This is a genomic window from Paenilisteria riparia FSL S10-1204 (genome assembly GCF_000525995.1).
Lineage (GTDB): Bacteria > Bacillota > Bacilli > Lactobacillales > Listeriaceae > Listeria_A > Listeria_A riparia.
Genome location: NZ_AODL01000009.1, coordinates 19,906 through 36,963 on the forward strand (window position 1 = coordinate 19,906; position 17,058 = coordinate 36,963).

16 protein-coding genes and 1 pseudogene are annotated in these 17,058 nt (G+C 40.1%); 15 read left to right on the forward strand and 2 right to left on the reverse strand.

What is annotated here, in order from left to right; translation table 11 throughout:
- The first annotated feature begins 52 nt into the window (after positions 1 to 52).
- On the forward strand, positions 53 to 1,984 hold the full coding sequence (locus PRIP_RS07980) for a DUF4434 domain-containing protein (protein ID WP_036100720.1): 1,932 nt from the start codon (positions 53 to 55) through the stop codon (positions 1,982 to 1,984).
- Positions 1,985 to 2,350: 366 nt separating this feature from the next.
- Here PRIP_RS07980 and PRIP_RS07985 read toward each other — a convergent pair.
- Positions 2,351 to 3,652 (reverse strand): annotated as a pseudogene (locus tag PRIP_RS07985) (polysaccharide pyruvyl transferase family protein); the annotation flags it as partial.
- 689 nt (positions 3,653 to 4,341) lie between these two features.
- Between PRIP_RS07985 and PRIP_RS07990 the strand changes: the two are divergent.
- The 13 genes from PRIP_RS07990 to PRIP_RS08050 all read left to right on the forward strand — a co-directional run bounded on the left by PRIP_RS07990 (position 4,342) and on the right by PRIP_RS08050 (position 14,134).
- The gene (locus tag PRIP_RS07990) at positions 4,342 to 5,307 is read left to right on the forward strand and encodes a mannose/fructose/sorbose PTS transporter subunit IIA (protein WP_036100721.1); all 966 of its coding nucleotides are present in this window, start codon (positions 4,342 to 4,344) and stop codon (positions 5,305 to 5,307) included.
- Positions 5,308 to 5,330: 23 nt separating this feature from the next.
- Positions 5,331 to 6,140 (forward strand): PTS mannose/fructose/sorbose transporter subunit IIC, encoded by an 810-nt coding sequence (locus PRIP_RS07995; protein WP_036100722.1) that lies wholly within the window; start codon positions 5,331 to 5,333, stop codon positions 6,138 to 6,140.
- Between the two features lie 20 nt (positions 6,141 to 6,160).
- Complete coding sequence (locus PRIP_RS08000; protein WP_036100723.1) at positions 6,161 to 7,072, forward strand: PTS system mannose/fructose/sorbose family transporter subunit IID; 912 nt, start codon at positions 6,161 to 6,163, stop codon at positions 7,070 to 7,072.
- Between the two features lie 105 nt (positions 7,073 to 7,177).
- Positions 7,178 to 7,573 (forward strand): DUF956 family protein, encoded by a 396-nt coding sequence (locus tag PRIP_RS08005; protein WP_036100724.1) that lies wholly within the window; start codon positions 7,178 to 7,180, stop codon positions 7,571 to 7,573.
- 100 nt (positions 7,574 to 7,673) lie between these two features.
- A complete protein-coding gene (locus tag PRIP_RS08010) occupies positions 7,674 to 8,024 on the forward strand; it encodes a DUF2200 domain-containing protein (RefSeq protein ID WP_036100725.1) in 351 nt (116 codons plus the stop codon).
- A 203-nt stretch (positions 8,025 to 8,227) separates the two neighbouring features.
- A complete protein-coding gene (gene rpsF, locus PRIP_RS08015) occupies positions 8,228 to 8,521 on the forward strand; it encodes a 30S ribosomal protein S6 (RefSeq protein ID WP_036084450.1) in 294 nt (97 codons plus the stop codon).
- A gap of 57 nt (positions 8,522 to 8,578) precedes the next feature.
- The gene (gene ssb / locus PRIP_RS08020) at positions 8,579 to 9,127 is read left to right on the forward strand and encodes a single-stranded DNA-binding protein (protein ID WP_036100726.1); all 549 of its coding nucleotides are present in this window, start codon (positions 8,579 to 8,581) and stop codon (positions 9,125 to 9,127) included.
- A gap of 59 nt (positions 9,128 to 9,186) precedes the next feature.
- The gene (gene rpsR / locus PRIP_RS08025) at positions 9,187 to 9,426 is read left to right on the forward strand and encodes a 30S ribosomal protein S18 (RefSeq protein ID WP_036084446.1); all 240 of its coding nucleotides are present in this window, start codon (positions 9,187 to 9,189) and stop codon (positions 9,424 to 9,426) included.
- Positions 9,427 to 9,609: 183 nt separating this feature from the next.
- Positions 9,610 to 9,792: a DUF6440 family protein gene (locus PRIP_RS08030; protein WP_036100727.1), complete on the forward strand. Its 183-nt coding sequence runs from the start codon at positions 9,610 to 9,612 to the stop codon at positions 9,790 to 9,792.
- Positions 9,793 to 9,854: 62 nt separating this feature from the next.
- Positions 9,855 to 10,310 carry a hypothetical protein gene (locus PRIP_RS08035; RefSeq protein WP_036100728.1) on the forward strand — a complete coding sequence of 152 codons (456 nt, stop codon included), beginning with the start codon at positions 9,855 to 9,857 and terminating at the stop codon, positions 10,308 to 10,310.
- A gap of 148 nt (positions 10,311 to 10,458) precedes the next feature.
- Positions 10,459 to 11,853 carry a branched-chain amino acid transporter BcaP gene (locus PRIP_RS08040; RefSeq protein ID WP_036100729.1) on the forward strand — a complete coding sequence of 465 codons (1,395 nt, stop codon included), beginning with the start codon at positions 10,459 to 10,461 and terminating at the stop codon, positions 11,851 to 11,853.
- Positions 11,854 to 12,139: 286 nt separating this feature from the next.
- Entirely contained in the window at positions 12,140 to 13,135 is a 996-nt protein-coding gene (locus PRIP_RS08045; RefSeq protein ID WP_036100730.1) for a DUF4003 family protein, read from the forward strand.
- A gap of 81 nt (positions 13,136 to 13,216) precedes the next feature.
- Positions 13,217 to 14,134 (forward strand): aldo/keto reductase, encoded by a 918-nt coding sequence (locus tag PRIP_RS08050; RefSeq protein WP_036100731.1) that lies wholly within the window; start codon positions 13,217 to 13,219, stop codon positions 14,132 to 14,134.
- Between the two features lie 70 nt (positions 14,135 to 14,204).
- Here the strand turns inward: PRIP_RS08050 and PRIP_RS08055 are convergent, their stop codons facing one another.
- Complete coding sequence (locus tag PRIP_RS08055) at positions 14,205 to 14,750, reverse strand: TetR/AcrR family transcriptional regulator (RefSeq protein ID WP_036100732.1); 546 nt, start codon at positions 14,748 to 14,750, stop codon at positions 14,205 to 14,207.
- A 131-nt stretch (positions 14,751 to 14,881) separates the two neighbouring features.
- Here PRIP_RS08055 and PRIP_RS08060 point away from each other — a divergent pair, with 131 nt between their 5' ends.
- Positions 14,882 to 17,011, forward strand: a complete 2,130-nt coding sequence (locus tag PRIP_RS08060) for an MMPL family transporter (protein WP_036100733.1) — start codon at positions 14,882 to 14,884, stop codon at positions 17,009 to 17,011.
- Positions 17,012 to 17,058 lie beyond the last annotated feature (47 nt).

Consider the following 17,058-nt stretch of genomic DNA (forward strand, 5'->3'; position numbering starts at 1 on the left):
GGCCAAGAAAAAATGTTTTATGTTATTAATGATAATTATAGGAGGGATTTTCATGCGAGATATGGATGTACAAGGACAGTCGCTACCACGCTTATCAGGAATGTTTATTCGAACAGATTTAGTTGCTTCACCAGAAGATGCACAGAAACAGCGCAGACAACCTTGGGGAAAAACGCAATATCAAAGCATTTCGGCTAGCTTAGCTCAGGCAAATATGTCCGTCCTTATCCCACAAATCTCCGTCAGCTATATCGACGCGCAGAGGCAAATATTTTACTATCCAACAAGACGTTTTCAAGCGACAGACCAGTCTTCTGTTACAGAACGATCACAGCTAAGTTACGCATTGCAGAGCGCAAAAGACAATAATATCGATGTTTACTTACCGTTGCAATTAAGCGAGTCATCGTGGTTTCAAGCGCTATACGATCACTTTGAATCACCAGAAAGCCAAGCGTTCTTAAAACAAAGTGCCTCCTTTTCTATTCAGATTGCAGATGAAATGATACAGTTGTATGGTCCATCTTATGCAGCGCAAATCAAAGGTTTTTATCTACCTTTTGAAGTGGACAATGCTAACTTATATGAAGGAGAAGCGCTGGAGCGTTGGATTAAATACTACTTGCAGCCAGTAACAGCTCATTTGAGAGAATTACTGCCAAAAGGGCGTATTGTAACTAGCCCGTTATTATACACTAATCTTGTACAACCGACGCGGAATGATGTTGCTCAATGGAACTCGATGTGGCGTAGTGTGTTTGACCAGACGGAATTAGACACGCTGATGCCTCAGGATGGCGCCGGGTGGGAAAGTTCATCCGCTGATCAGTTAGGGACGTGGTATCGATCTATGTCTGACATGATTGCGGTAAGTAATAGTGATCGTAAGTTGCAGGGGCGCGCTACTAATGTTGAACTTTGGAATAACCCAGAATCATACAGCATGTCAGGTTCGAAATCAATGGATATGACACGACTGATGAAAAATATGGAGGTTGTGGATCCTTACGTGAAGCGACAAATTTCATTTAGTGCGCATAGCTTAATGCCGATGAGTGAAACTTTTTTGGCTGGTCAAACGAATAATGAGGCATACTATCGTGCCTATGTAGAAAGCCAGCAACTAGGCTATATACCTAAAAAAATCGTAACAAAACCTGCTGTAAACTATACGATAGTGAACCATAATAATATTGTGTTTGATATCACGCGCACAGGAGAAGAAACTGGTTACGCTATTTATCGAACAATTGATGGCAAACGTATTAAAATTAAAGATGTGTATGCGGAAGAAGGAAAAGTAACTACTTCCTTTACGGATAATCAAGTTATACCTGGTGCAAGCATTCAGTATGAGATCATGGCGTTTGATGCATTTGGCAATCGGAGCACTCCGTATACGTGCGCCTTAACTTTACCGCCAACCATTGCAGACGGTGTTTCTGACTACAAAATAAACACCCCAAGTATTAATATGCGCGCGCTATCGACTGGCCTTCCAGTAGAAACACTCACTTTCGCAGATCAATCGGAAGGCTTCTCATACGAGGGAGATCGCGTTGTTGCTACACGATTAACGCAACATCGCGCGTATGTTCCATGGACAGAGAAACGGGACGACTACACCATCCAACAACAAATTTATACAGATGCTCAAGGATTTGCTCATCTTCGTTTAGACTTAGGGAAGCCTCAAAGCATCCAAGCAATAGGCATGTCCTTTCTACAAGATAGAAACGCATCTATTCGTATCCCTGCATCGATTCAATATGAAGTGGATGGACACATATATGCAACCGCTAAACAGCCGAGTCTCGCCCAAATCGATTTTACACAACCTGTCATTGGAGATAACACATACCAAGCTGGTGAAAACTGGTATTGGGGTTTTCCTAGTGCAAAAACACAAGGACAGATCATAGACATCAAAATAAAATTGGAATATAATTCGTATCTTTTTATGCGGGAGCTTATCGTTTTATAAACTTCTGAGCAATATTGATAAGCTATCAATCTCTCTTCTCACTACTAGTAATCAGGAGAGAGGTTGATAGCTTTTTCGGTTTGAAAATGTAGTTTTATTTTAGTGTTTTATTGGTATAATTTATCCTTTTATAACTTTGTTTTTTAGACTTGCTAAGGCATCAGCGATTTTTAGTGTTGCTTTTACAGATTTTCTATTTAAGGTTCCTTTGTAATACTTAACTCGGGTGTTTACTTTGCGATTTTCATCTATGCTAAGTTGTAAGCGCTTCTCAGTTTTGGTTAGCTCAGTTTCTATTTTTTTTGTTTATTTCTCGATGTGAATCCATTTGTTTCTTAAATTCTACTCGTTCGTTAGTGTACAATGTTTTCAAGTTTACAAGCTGTGAGTTAACGCGATTGACATGGTACCTGAGTTTGAAATCTTGACGTTCTTCTAATAAATTAGTAGAAACTTGTATACGTGCCAGCATTTTTTTTTGAATCTAGTGTCGTTGATGGGTTTGGGGCTTTGTGGGAAGTCTATTGTTTGAACTAGAGTATCTAATGGTGCTGTTTTTCTGTTTCGATTCGCTTTATAAATATGTTCTAGCCCATTTATATCGAGAAAGTCAAGGTAACTATCAAAGTTACGAGCCTGCACTTTTTCGGCAGACTTCAAATCAACTTTGTTAAGAACCTCCTCTATACTTCTTGTATTTTTTAGTTCATCAATAGTTATATGTGTGAGGCCATGATAAGCCGCTAACTCTCGCATACGAGCGTCTTGTACAAAAGAAATATTTGGTGTTCCGACGATGGTTGGAATAATATTGCCATGTAGACGAGAACCAATGCTAAAGTCGATTTCTTTAGCAAAAGCATACCAACTGGGCATGTTAGTAAAATATTTAACTCGACCTTCTTGATAGAATTTATGCTCAGTAGAAGTGGGGTAGTCATTTGCATCACTGGTAATACTAGGCCCACCAGCAAACATCAAATAAAATTCATCTAAATGCTGCGGAATGAAATGATAATCTTTATGTGTCTCAATCATATTATTCAAGAACTGTATCGCAATGTCGGAAGAGACTGGGGAGGCATTGATTGCGATAGAAGATTGTTCCGTCAATTTTAGATCCCGTATTTTCAGCTCTCTACCAAAAGTATAGAGAGAAGGGCAACCAATAACACGATAGTCCACACCTTCCTTAAAACCTAGTTTCTTCAAATAATCAGCCGTGATTTGGCCACGTACACCAATTTGTGAAGATTTCTCGAGCACCGCTTTTACGAAATTAATCACGTCCTCATCAAATGAAAAACCTTCCTCTAACTGTGGCTCATAATTAGCGCGCAAACCGACTCCAGTAACGATAACTGGAATTTTCAAACGACGAATTAATTCTGTATAGTTACGCAATGTTTGGCGGAAATCGTCCCGAAAAGCATCAGCTAACGGAACAACGTATAAATCATAATTCTCATTGATGCTCTCAGCTAAATTTGGATTTGATGATAATCCATCGGCATCTATTTCCACATTTTCATTCCATAATGTACGATAAATACTGTATTGATAAGCTAAATTCCCGTTGTTAAAGCCCGTTCTATCTTTTAAATAAATATCTTCTGCTGTATAAATATCTGTAGGGCGCATGCCTGACCTAATGAGTATTCTTTTCATTAAAATGTCACGTCCTTACAATTTTATAATTAGTTCCTATAAAGTATAACAAAATGTTGATTTGACTAGCATCATTTTTAACTTTTAAAGTAGGGAGCATTTCAGTAGTAGTATTATTTAATTTTCCAATCTTTATATAAATCATCAAAAACACAAAACTAATACAAAAAAGGTTATCGGAATAGCGTCAAATCCGTTTCAAAGAAGTCTGGATAAGCACTACCATTTATTAAACCACTGCCAGTAGCTACTTCTATTGCAAAATCAAGCGACTATGCAATAGACAACAAAAACTAACCCATTTACCCGACTAATATAAAAACATCTAAAATACTACATTTCCCTCCCGCTTTCATTATTTTATGATAACATCTTAATAATACCACTAAAATAATGGAAATTGAATAGATAAAATATCCTGTGAAAAAGGACGAAACAAGCAGCCAAGCAGTGTCTTCGTTTAATTTGTTAGATAATTACGACTGTTTTATTTGTCCAACAATACACTAAATATACACTCTATGCTATCTGTATCAATCCATAATACACTAAATGACGCATCATCAATAACCATCTCTAAACCATTGTCCCACAATCAACTATCCGGCAATACACTAAACTTGGCACAAAACTTGCAATATCATAAAACGGGCAGCAAAAATAAATGAATCATATTAGGAGGGAAAAAGATGGTAGGAATTATCCTCGCAACTCACGGTGAATTTGCTGAAGGCATTTTGCAATCCGGAACGATGATTTTCGGAGAACAAGAGAACGTTAAAGCAATCACTTTGATGCCAAGCGAAGGCCCAGAAGATCTGAAAGCTAAGATGGAAGCAGCAATCGCATCCTTCGATAACCAAGATGAAGTACTATTCTTAGTCGATCTTTGGGGAGGAACACCTTTCAATCAGGCAAATGGTCTTTACGAACAACATAAAGACAAGTGGGCAATCGTAGCTGGCTTGAACTTGCCGATGTTGATTGAAGCTTTCTCATCTCGTTTCACAATGGAATCTGCGCATGAAATTGCAGCAGCTATCCAAGTACCCGCTAAAGAAGGCGTTCGCGTCAAACCAGAAGAGTTACAATCAGAAGAAGCAGTCACTGAACAAGGCCCAGAAGAACTTACGGCAGTTGGTGACGGTAAAATCGAATTTGTACTAGCGCGCGTCGATTCTCGATTGCTACATGGTCAAGTAGCTACAGCATGGACAAAATCAACGCATCCAACAAGAATCATTGTTGTGTCAGATGCGGTTTCCAAAGATGATTTACGTAAGAAATTAATCGAGCAAGCAGCACCACCAGGGGTTAAAGCAAACGTTATTCCAGTTAGCAAAATGATTGAGATTTCCAAAGACCCGCGTTTTGGCAACACAAAAGCACTTTTATTATTCGAAAATCCTCAAGATGTTTTACGCGCTATTGAAGGCGGCGTAGAAATCGAACAAGTAAACGTTGGTTCTATGGCTCACTCAGTCGGTAAAGTCGTTGTAAGTAAAGTACTTTCAATGGGACAAGACGATGTCGAAGCCTTCGAAAAACTAAAAGAAAAAGGCGTTAAATTTGACGTACGTAAAGTTCCGAATGACTCAAGCGCAAACATGGAAGACATACTTAAAAAAGCAAAAGCAGAACTAAAGGCAAAATAAAAAAGTAAAATAGGAGGTTTATTATGTCTGTCATATCAATAGTTTTAGTCGTACTTGTCGCATTTCTAGCGGGTATTGAAGGAATCCTAGATGAATTCCAGTTTCACCAACCGCTTGTAGCATGTACATTGATTGGATTAGTAACAGGTAACTTAACAGCATGTATCATCCTTGGCGGAACACTTCAAATGATCGCGCTTGGATGGGCAAATATCGGAGCAGCCGTAGCACCAGATGCCGCGCTTGCCTCAGTAGCTTCAGCAATTATATTAGTTTTAGGTGGGCAAGGAGTCTCTGGTATTCCTTCCGCAATCGCAATTGCAATTCCACTTGCAGTAGCAGGACTTTTCTTAACTATGATCGTTCGTACATTGGCAGTTCCAATTGTTCACTTGATGGACAGAGCCGCAGAAAAAGGGAATATACGAACCGTCGAATGGCTTCATATCGGAGCAATCTGTATGCAAGGTATTCGTATTGCAATTCCAGCAGCAGCACTTTTATTCATTCCAGCAGACAGCGTTCAATCGTTCCTAGAAGCAATGCCGGCATGGTTAACGGATGGCATGGCTATTGGTGGAGGAATGGTAGTAGCAGTAGGTTATGCACTTGTTATTAACATGATGGCAACGAAAGAAGTATGGCCGTTCTTCGTTATCGGTTTCGTTGTAGCCGCAATTTCTCAACTAACACTTATCGCAATTGGTGCTCTAGGTGTTGCACTAGCTCTTATTTACCTTAACCTTTCTAAAATGGGTGGCGGTAATTCAAATGGCGGCGGTGGCGGCGGAAACTCGCGCGATCCACTGGGCGATATATTAAACGACTATTAATAAAAAAGGAGGAGAAGAGAATGGCAGAAAAAATCGAATTGACAAAAGGAGATCGCTTACGCGTAGCATGGCGCTCTACGTTCATTCAAGGTTCTTGGAACTATGAACGTATGCAAAATGGTGGCTGGGCTTTCTCCATGATTCCCGCAATTAAAAAATTATATAAATCAAAAGAAGAACGTTCATCTGCGTTAAAACGTCACTTAGAATTCTTTAATACACACCCATACATTGCGTCACCGATTCTTGGTGTAACACTTGCACTAGAAGAAGAACGTGCAAACGGCGCAGAAGTGGATGATGTGGCAATCCAAGGGGTTAAAGTTGGTATGATGGGTCCACTAGCCGGTGTTGGTGACCCAGTATTCTGGTTTACAATCCGTCCAATGCTAGGAGCGCTAGGTGCTTCTATTGCCTTAAGCGGAAATATTCTTGGACCAATTTTATTCTTCGTTGCTTGGAACGTTATTCGTTGGGGCTTCATGTGGTATACACAAGAATTTGGCTACAAAGCTGGTTCTAAAATCACTGATGACCTTTCTGGTGGCTTACTACAAGATATTACAAAAGGTGCCTCGATACTCGGGATGTTCGTGCTCGCCGCCTTGGTTCAGAGGTGGGTAAATATTCAGTTTGCCCCTATAATCTCGAAAGTTAAACTAGATGACGGCGCGTATATTGATTGGAATCACCTTCCACAAGGCGCTCAAGGAATCAAAACAGCATTAGAGCAACAACAAGCAGGCTTAGCATTATCCGAAATTAAAGTAACAACTCTGCAAAACAACTTGGATAACTTAATCCCAGGTCTTGCAGCAGTTGCACTCACATTCCTATGTATGTGGTTGCTTAAGAAGAAAATCAGCCCAATCATTATCATTCTAGGACTGTTCGTAGTGGGTATCGTTGGTCACCTAATCGGACTTCTGTAAAATAAGCTGATTTAAAAAGAGGCTGGTGCAATGAAACACTGGCCTCTTTTTGTTTTAGATATGGTATAATAAGCAAAACAAGCGAAAGAAATGGAGCGAGTACAGTTGGTTCAATCAATTAATACAAAGGTAGACTTAACAATAGATGCCACCGCGTATACAGGACTCACAGATTACGGCAAAATTTTGATTGGTGATAAAGGGTTTGAGTTTTTCAATTCGCGCGATGTCCGTAAGTTCATCCAAATCCCTTGGGAAGAAGTAGATCAAGTCATCGTTTCCGTTATGCTAAAAGGCAAGTGGATTCCTCGCTATGCCATTAAAACAAAGCGCAACGGCACCTATACATTTGCTTCAAAAAGACCAAAAGACGTCCTGCGTGCAATAAGGGTCTATGTCGATCCAGCCAACATGGTAAGTTCGGTTAGTTTCTTTGACGTTATGAAGCGCTCATTTAAGGCCATATTTAGCAAGAAAAAAAAAGAACTAGGCGCGACTTGATAAGCCTCAATGGATATTAAATCTGTTGAAGCTTTTTGCATCGTCGCCAAATACATAATAAAATAGAACAATCATGCGAATTAAAAGGGAGGAAATCAGAATGAAACAGCCCAAAATTTATACGATGCCATTTGCCAATGTATATCCGTTGTACATACAAAAAGTTGAGAAGAAAGGTCGAACCAAAGCTGAAGTAGATGAAATTATATTTTGGCTCACAGGTTATGATGAAGTATCCTTACAGCAAGTTTTAGATCAGGCAACCGATTTTGCTACATTTTTTGCACAAGCACCAGCGATGAATCCTAATACATCATTGATTACAGGTATGATTTGCGGCTATCGTGTCGAAGAAATCGAAGACAAATTAATGCAACAGATTCGCTACTTAGACAAATTAATCGATGAACTAGCAAAAGGTAAAGCGATGGAAAAAATACTAAGAAAATAAGACTGAAATAGTCTGCACTTATTTATAGTAGATAGTTGCGAACGCTAATTAGCTATGATATAATATTTAATCGTGAGTAATTAAAAATTATTCCTTGCTCGTTTCCAGTTTGGAAGTACGCGAAATGCTATGAAAATGCTGGGGATAAGGCGTTATTTTAGCGTTTTATCAGAGCCGCTAAGACCACAAGGAGGTGTAAAGAGATGGCAAGAACATATGAAATTATGTATATTATCCGTCCAAACATTGAAGATGAGGCGAAGAAAGCTGTAGTTGAGCGCTTCGACGGCATTTTAACTGACAATGGTGCGGAAATCATCGAATCGAAGGATTGGGGTAAACGTCGTTTGGCTTATGAAATCGAAGACCATAAAGACGGTTTGTACCAAATCACTCGTATTTCTGCGACAACTGCGGATTCTATCAACGAATTTGACCGTTTAGCAAAAATTTCGGATGATATCATTCGTCACATCGTTATCAAAGAAGAAGCTTAATATTTCCCGGGAAATGACCGGATTTTTTACAAAAAACGAGAGGAGGTTGGTTCTACAATGATGAACCGTGTTGTATTAGTTGGTCGTCTGACAAAAGATCCTGAATTGCGTTATACGCCTGCTGGTGTTGCTGTTGCGACATTTACACTTGCTGTAAACCGTAACTTTACTAACCAAGCTGGCGAACGTGAAGCAGATTTCATCAATTGTGTTGTTTGGAGAAAACCAGCCGAAAACGTTGCGAACTTCCTTAAAAAAGGTAGCTTAGCAGGCGTTGACGGTAAAGTTCAAACACGTAATTATGAAGGTCAAGATGGCAAACGTGTCTATGTAACAGAAATCCTTGCTGAAAGCGTCCAATTCCTAGAGCCTCGTAGTGCAAACGGCGGAGCAAATGGTGGCGGTGGCTACAGCAATAACAGTAACGGTGGTGGACAGCAATCGTCATATAACAATGGCGGCGGCTTCAACCAACAAAGCGATAATAGCTACGGACAACAAACGCAACAACAACCTCAATCTCAGAGTTACCAAGCGCGTAACACTGATCCATTTGCTAGTGATGGTAAGCCAATCGACATTTCAGATGACGATTTACCGTTCTAATAAGTAAAATGAGACAAGTAACGTGATTGGATTTTTAATTTGAATAGGAGGGAAACCTAATGGCTGGAGGACGTAGAGGCGGACGCCGTCGTAAAAAGGTATGTTACTTTACTGCGAACGGTATCACGCATATCGATTATAAAGATGTAGAATTATTGAAGAAATTCGTTTCCGAACGTGGAAAAATTCTTCCTCGTCGTGTAACTGGAACTAGCGCTAAATACCAACGTAAATTAACGATTGCTATTAAACGCTCACGCCAAATGGCACTATTACCATTTGTTGCGGAAGAAAAATAACATCTAAAGTTAGGGCCCCCAGAGATGGGGGCCTTTTTGATGGCAAATTAATTTTTGAAATTTAATGTGTAACATCTTTTTTTATTGTATAATGATGGTAAGGATTACATAAAAAGGGATGTTAAATAGAGTAGATGGGGACTAGTCTATTTAAGATAATCCGATATGAGGGGGGGACAAATGATGGATGAAGAGCGATTTAAGAAAACCTATACACAAGGAAAACTGAATGTTACTGAAATTTGGGTGGACCAAGAAACAGGCGTTCAATATTTATTCCATATTGCTGGATACGCGGGTGGTCTAACACCTCTATTGGATGCGGACGGGAAGCCTTGCATCGTGGACCTTACGCAAGAGGTTTGAACAACGGGATGGGGAAGGTAAAGCTATAGAGAAAATGGCACCATACAGGAGGAGAGAGAAATATGGTTACAGCAGTTTTACGTTTTGTAGAGGAGCATGGAACATCAATTATCGCCTATTGGAGAGATACTTATTATGTGAAGACGTCGGAATATCAGCGTCGCAAGCGTGTGCCTGGATTTTTAGAGGCGAAGGAACAAGAAACGTTGGCCCTTTTTCTAAAAGCTCACGAGCAAATTCAAAATGGACAGATTGATTATACGATTTATGAAGCGATTGGCGAAGACCGATTTGATATTCAAACACCATTTTCTGAGCTTGTTGAACTTCCGCAAACGCTATGTACCGCTATTTTAGAATATTTATTTAAGCAAATTAAGTCAGGTGAATTGATGATTCCAGACGAGGTATTATTTGACTATATTTTGTTGCTGAGGGAAATCGAAAGACGTCTGCGAGATGGTTTAGTAACTGGTTATTTGAAGCAGGGTGGAGCAGCTGAATTTGGGTCATTTTAGGGGTAATTTAGGCCAAATCTTTGAAAATAAAAGGTTTGGCTTTTTTTTATTATTTTATTTTAACACATTGACGCGAATTCGCTTTAAAGGTATGATGTATATAGAATTAAAATTAACATTTCACATATTAAGGAGCTAAATTAAAATTATGTTTTTAAAATCACTTTTGAGAAAGAAACCATTAGAATCGCTTATTCATAATAAGAGTGAAAGTATTCATTTAAAGAAAACGCTTGGCGCGATGGATTTGATTTTCCTAGGTGTTGGGGCTATCGTTGGAACGGGAATTTTTATTTTACCAGGAACTATTGCGGCACTTCATTCTGGTCCAGCGATTGTTATTTCGTTTGTTATTGCAGCCATAGTTTGCGCTTTTGCAGCACTTTGCTATTCGGAATTTTCTTCATCCGTACCTGTGGCTGGGAGTGCATATACTTACGGCTACGTTATTTTTGGGGAATTGATTGCTTGGCTATTAGGTTGGGCGCTGTTACTCGAATATGGTCTTGCTGTGGCATCTGTGGCTAGTGGTTGGTCTTCCTACTTCCAATCGTTACTGTCAGGTTTTAATATTCATATTCCGACGGCAATTTCAGGTGCGTTTAATCCAGAGGCAGGCACATACGTTAACATTCCGGCGATTGCGATTGTCGCGATTATCGCCTACTTGTTGACACGAGGCATTCGCGAATCGACACGAGTAAACGCCTTTATGGTTATTTTGAAAATTAGTGTTATCTTGTTATTCATTCTTGTCGGTGCGTTCTATGTGAAACCAGACAACTGGCAGCCTTTTATGCCATTCGGGTTTAGCGGTGTATTGAATGGTGCTGCGTTAGTTTTCTTCGCTTATTTAGGTTTTGATGCAGTGTCATCAGCCGCTGAAGAGGTAAAAAATCCACAGAAAAATATGCCGATTGGGATTATTGGTTCACTGCTTGTATGCACGATTTTGTATATCGCCGTTTCGATTGTACTAACAGGAATAGTCTCTTATCAGGACTTGAACGTGGCTGATCCGGTAGCTTTTGCATTACAAATTATTCATCAAGATTGGATTGCAGGAATCGTTTCGCTTGGTGCAGTCGTTGGTATGATTACAGTTATCCTTGTTATGCTGTACGGTGGAACTCGTCTGATTTATGCAATGGGTCGTGATGGTTTGTTGCCAAGAAGCATGGCAAAAATCGATGAAAAAACGAATGTTCCGATTAAAAGCACGTGGGCCTATTCGATTGTTATTATGTTTTTCGCGGGCGTTGTACCGCTAAACAAACTGGCAGAATTGGTGAACATGGGTACTTTATTCGCATTCATGATGGTATCAATCGGAATTATCTTTTTACGGCGCAATAAAACGATTACGAATCATGGGTTTAAAACACCATTTTATCCAGTACTGCCAATTATATCTTTTGCGATGTGCATATTCTTGATTACACGATTATCCGTAGAAACATGGGTAGCATGTGGCATTTGGTTTGTAATCGGTTTGATTTTGTATTTTGCGTACGGACGAAAGCATAGTTTGCTGAATAAATAAGAGAGAATGGAACCGCGGACAGTATGTTGTTTGCGGTTTTTTATGTTATACTTGGTCTGAAATTAACATACAAAGTGAGGTTTTGCAGATGCTCGAAAAAGATTATTTAATTTGGAAGAAGAATTCGATGATAATTGTAGCGAAATAGAGATAATAGCATGTGAATCAATGAATGAAACGGTAGATTTGATTTTGGTGCATCATAAAATGGCTATTGATTGAGAAGAAGTAATTCGAAAACGATATTGATTAGTAGGCGTTTAAACTTGTTAAGGAGCGTGGAAAAATGTCAGAAATGTCTTTTGAAAGTGGTAAAATTGTAAGCGGTTTGTTGTCGAATTATCAACTTGTGAAAACATCGGGTGTCATGGCGGTTGATAAGCGAATTCGGTTTCTTATCGCGCAGTTATTTACAAGTGAAAATATTGAAATTGATGCGGGTGCTTTTAAAGAAACGGTAACTTTGTTTAAAAAGCAACTCGGTTTTTTCAATACGCTAGATGGCAATACCCGAGCTTCGCTAGCTGGACTTTTGCAAGTTAATGGGCAAAATGATGCAGCGACAGTGAAACGTTTGATTGATCACTATGAATTACTGATAGATAGTGGATTTAAGCGAACAAACTTTACGTATTTTGGTGCGTATTTGTTGCTAAGAGTGGACAATCCGCGACGTGTAGCAGAGCGGGCGAAGGCAATTTATGTTTGTCTACGCAAGCAGCACCCGTTTTTAACTGGTGCAGAGGATGTGACGTCAGCTGTTTTGCTGGCACAATTAGATACGCCGCTATCACCAGAGAAGCTTACGGAGATTAATGAGTATTATTTTACTGAATTTAATCGTGCTGGGTTCCGGCGGAGCGATAGCCTCCAATTTTTGGCTGCGACATCAACAATGATTTACATGGATAGAGATGCGGAACATGTGAAAAAAGTGACTGTATTAGCAGAGGAATTGGACCGCGCGAGTGTGAAAGTACGGCCGATTCATTACGCGACACTTGGCATTTTGGCGTATGTGCGTGATAGTATGACACTGGATGCATCTTTCTTTGATTTGATTGAAGCAATGCGAGAAGATGCTGGTTTGCGCTGGAATCGTGAGTTTTCGACGGCGATGGCTTTGAGTTTGTATACGGAAGATCAAGCTAGAAATATGACGAAAGAACAAGTAGAGAGTTTGATGGTGTCGATTCATGTACTTATTGCGATTGAGCGTGCGGCAGCGGCGAGTGCAGCAGCGGCAGCAAGTGCAGCAACAGCGGCTGGGAGTGGCTCTTGAGTTATTAATTGACTTAAGCGTGAGCGCGTGTGAAAATAAGAAAGTAAGCGTCACCCAAATAAGATAAAGAGGTGTTTTCCATTGAACAAAATTAATCTTGGTAACAGTGGCTTAGAAGTACCTGAAATCGCGCTAGGTTGCATGCGCATGGCAGATTTGTCAAACGACGATGCCCAAAAAGTAATCCAAACAGCGATGGATGCAGGAATTAATTTCTTCGATCATGCAGACATTTATGGCGGCGGGAAATCAGAAGAGGTTTTTGCAAAAGCGGTTGGAATGAACCCAGCGGTTCGCGAAAAAATGATTTTACAATCTAAATGTGGTATTCGTCCAGGTATGTTTGATTTTTCAAAAGAGCATATTTTAGAATCGGTAGATGGCATCTTAAAACGTCTAAACACCGACTATATCGATATTTTACTGCTTCACCGTCCTGATACATTAGTGGAGCCAGAAGAGGTTGCAGAAGCCTTTACGTCGCTTAAGAAAAGTGGTAAAGTGCGTGAATTCGGTGTGAGTAACCAAAATCCGATGCAAATCGAACTATTAAGCAAATATGTAGAACAGAAGTTAGTTGCGAATCAATTGCAGTTAAGCATTACTAACACAGGGATGATTGATGCGGGGCTTAACGTGAACATGACGATTGACCGCTCCGTAGACCGCGATGGTAGCATCCTAGATTATTGCCGTCTAAAAGACATCACTATCCAAGCTTGGTCACCGTTCCAATTCGGCTTTTTCGAGGGTGTTTTCCTAGATAATCCGAAATTCCCAGAACTAAACAAAGTCATCGATCGTATTGCCGCGGATAAAGGTGTTAAAAACACTGCCATTGCAACAGCATGGATTTTACGCCATCCAGCGAAGATTCAGACAATCGTTGGTACGATGAACCCACAACGTTTGCAAGATATCAGCGCAGCATCCGATATCACATTAACGAGACAAGAATGGTATGAAATTTATTTAGCAGCAGGAAATGAATTACCTTAATATGAATCGAAAAAAAGTTAGATGCCCCTCACGCGTATCTAACTTTTTTCGATTTGTTATAAATATCCGATTAAATATTAATTTTCACGGGCAAAACAGCTGTAAATAGCTTGTCCAAATGCGCCCAATCATAAGGTTCATCGGTATTTCGTGCCCAATGCAAAATCGCGCCGATATTCGCTGCATAAATATATGTCAATAAATCTGGTGGAAAATCTTCCGAAAGCGTTAATTTATCAATGTTACTCTCAATATCTCGCTGAAACTCCGCTAAAAAATAATCCGCAATTGTCTTCGAAAATGCTTCATCCTTCTCCTGTTTATCCAATATCGTCTGCAAATCAATAAAAACAATCGAAAATGCTGACTGAAACGGGTGGTTAATTCGCTCCTTAATATCCAATGAAAAATACCCTTGAAACTGTTCGCGCAACACATACACTAACAAATCATACTTATCATAAAAATGCTTATAAAAAGTTGTCCGATGAACCATTGCATTCTCGCAAATACTATTTACCGTAATCGTCGAGAGCTCTTGCTTTTCCAACATCTGAGACAAGGTTTGTGATAACGCTTTCTTCGTTTTTAACACTCTTAAGTCATTATCGTTCATCGACATTTCCTCTTTTCTGTAGTCTAACTATACAAAGTTAGCATTATGATTCTTACATTTTGCTCCAAAATCCTGTAATATACACTGTATGCTTATAATTATACCGTGAAACGAAGGAGGAAACAAATTAAGTGGCAAATTTACTTTACAAATTAGGACAAACATTTGCTAAACACAAATGGAAAACCATCATTTCATGGTTCGTCGTACTAGGAATTATTGTGGCTGTACTAGCCATAAAAGGGATCAATTTTTCCGATGACATCAAAATGAGTGGCTTAAAATCATTAGATACATCCGATAAAATCGAACAAGAATTCAATCAGGATAGCCAGAAGGGGAGCATCCGCGTTGTTTTCAAAAGCGATCAAGATAAAGGGATTGTAACACCAGAAGCCCAAGCGTCTATCACTAAAGTTTTAGCAGAAATAAAGGAAAAAGACACGAAAATCGAAAGCATTGCCAATCCATACGAAGCAAAAACAATCAGCCCAGACATGACAACGGCTTTCGCAGACATCAACTACAACGTTAGCGCAATGTCAGTAAACGAAAAATCGATTAATAAAGTCAAAACTGCGCTAAAAGACATGGACAACAAACATCTTCAAACCGAGTTGACAGGGAACGTCATGATTTCTCCAATGGAAATCGGCGGCTCATCAGAAGCAATCGGTATCGTTGTAGCACTTGTCATCCTAATCATTGCTTTCGGTTCCGTAATCGCAGCAGGACTACCAATCATCACCGCATTACTAAGCCTAGGAACAAGTATCGGCATCATTGCCATTGTCTCAAGCTACGTCGACATGCCAAACGTGACATTGACCTTAGCAGTCATGATTGGTCTAGCCGTAGCAATCGATTACGCCTTATTTATCCTATTTAAATACCGCCAAATTATCCGCACTGAGCAGGACCATCTAAAAGCAATCGGTCTAGCAACAGGAACAGCAGGTAGCGCGGTCATTTTTGCAGGGATTACAGTCATTATCGCTGTTTGCGGTCTATCATTAGTCGGCATTGAATTCCTAACTATCATGGGACTAGCCTCCGCGGTCAGCGTCCTATTCGCGGTCCTTTCCGCACTCGTCTTAATCCCAGCATTCATTGGCCTACTACACAAAAAAATCAAACCACAAAAAACAAAAGCTGGTAAACCAAACGACAACATTTGGACGAAATTCGTTGTTGGCAAGCCATTCATCGCGTTCCTACTTTCCGTTCTTATTCTAGGCGGTCTAAGTATTCCGTTCGCATCAATGGAACTAGGAATTCCAGATAACGGCGCCAAACCAAACGATTTCACCGAAAAAAAAGCATATGATATTCTATCCGACAAATTCGGTGAAGGCTTCAACGGTCCACTAGTCATTTTGGCAAACGTCAAAGACAAACAGGATGCAGCGAAACTAACCGATGTCACCAAACATATTTCTGAAATGAAAAACGTAGCTATCGTCACACCACCAATGCCAAACAAAGCAGGCGACTACGCACTCATTTCCGTCATTCCAAAAACAGGTCCAACAGATAGCAAGACATCGCAACTCGTTCACGACCTAAGAAGCTACGCCAAAACAACAGACAGCAAATACAATATCAATATGGAAGTCACAGGACAAAGCGCCATCAACATCGACATGTCACAAAAACTAAATGATGCCATTCCTGTTTTTGCCGGAGTTATCGTCGTACTAGCATTCATTTTGCTAACCGTCGTATTCCGTTCGCTACTCATTCCATTGATCGCCGTACTAGGTTTCGTACTATCGCTAACAGCAACACTCGGATTTACGACGCTTATCACGCAAGAAGGAGTTTTCAAAGAACTATTTGGCATTAGCACCACCGGCCCAGTTCTAGCCTTCCTGCCAGTCATCACGATCGGCATCCTGTTCGGACTCGCCATGGATTATGAAGTGTTCCTGATGTCACGCGTTCACGAAGAATACACACTAACCAAAGACAACACGCATTCCATCAAAACCGGCCTAAGAGAAAGTGGCCCAGTCATTGTCGCTGCCGCCCTAATCATGTTCTCCGTCTTCATCAGCTTTGTTTTCGCACCAGACGCCATGATTAAATCCATCGGCATCGCACTCGGTTTCGGCGTGCTATTCGACGCATTCGTCGTCCGCCTAACCATCATTCCAGCCTTAACGAAACTATTCGGCAAAGGCTCATGGTACATGCCAAAATGGCTCGACAAAATCCTGCCATCCCTTGACATCGAAGGCCATCACTTAAAAGACAAATAAAAAAAGAAGATTGTTTACACCTCACATTGGGGCGTAGACAATCTTCA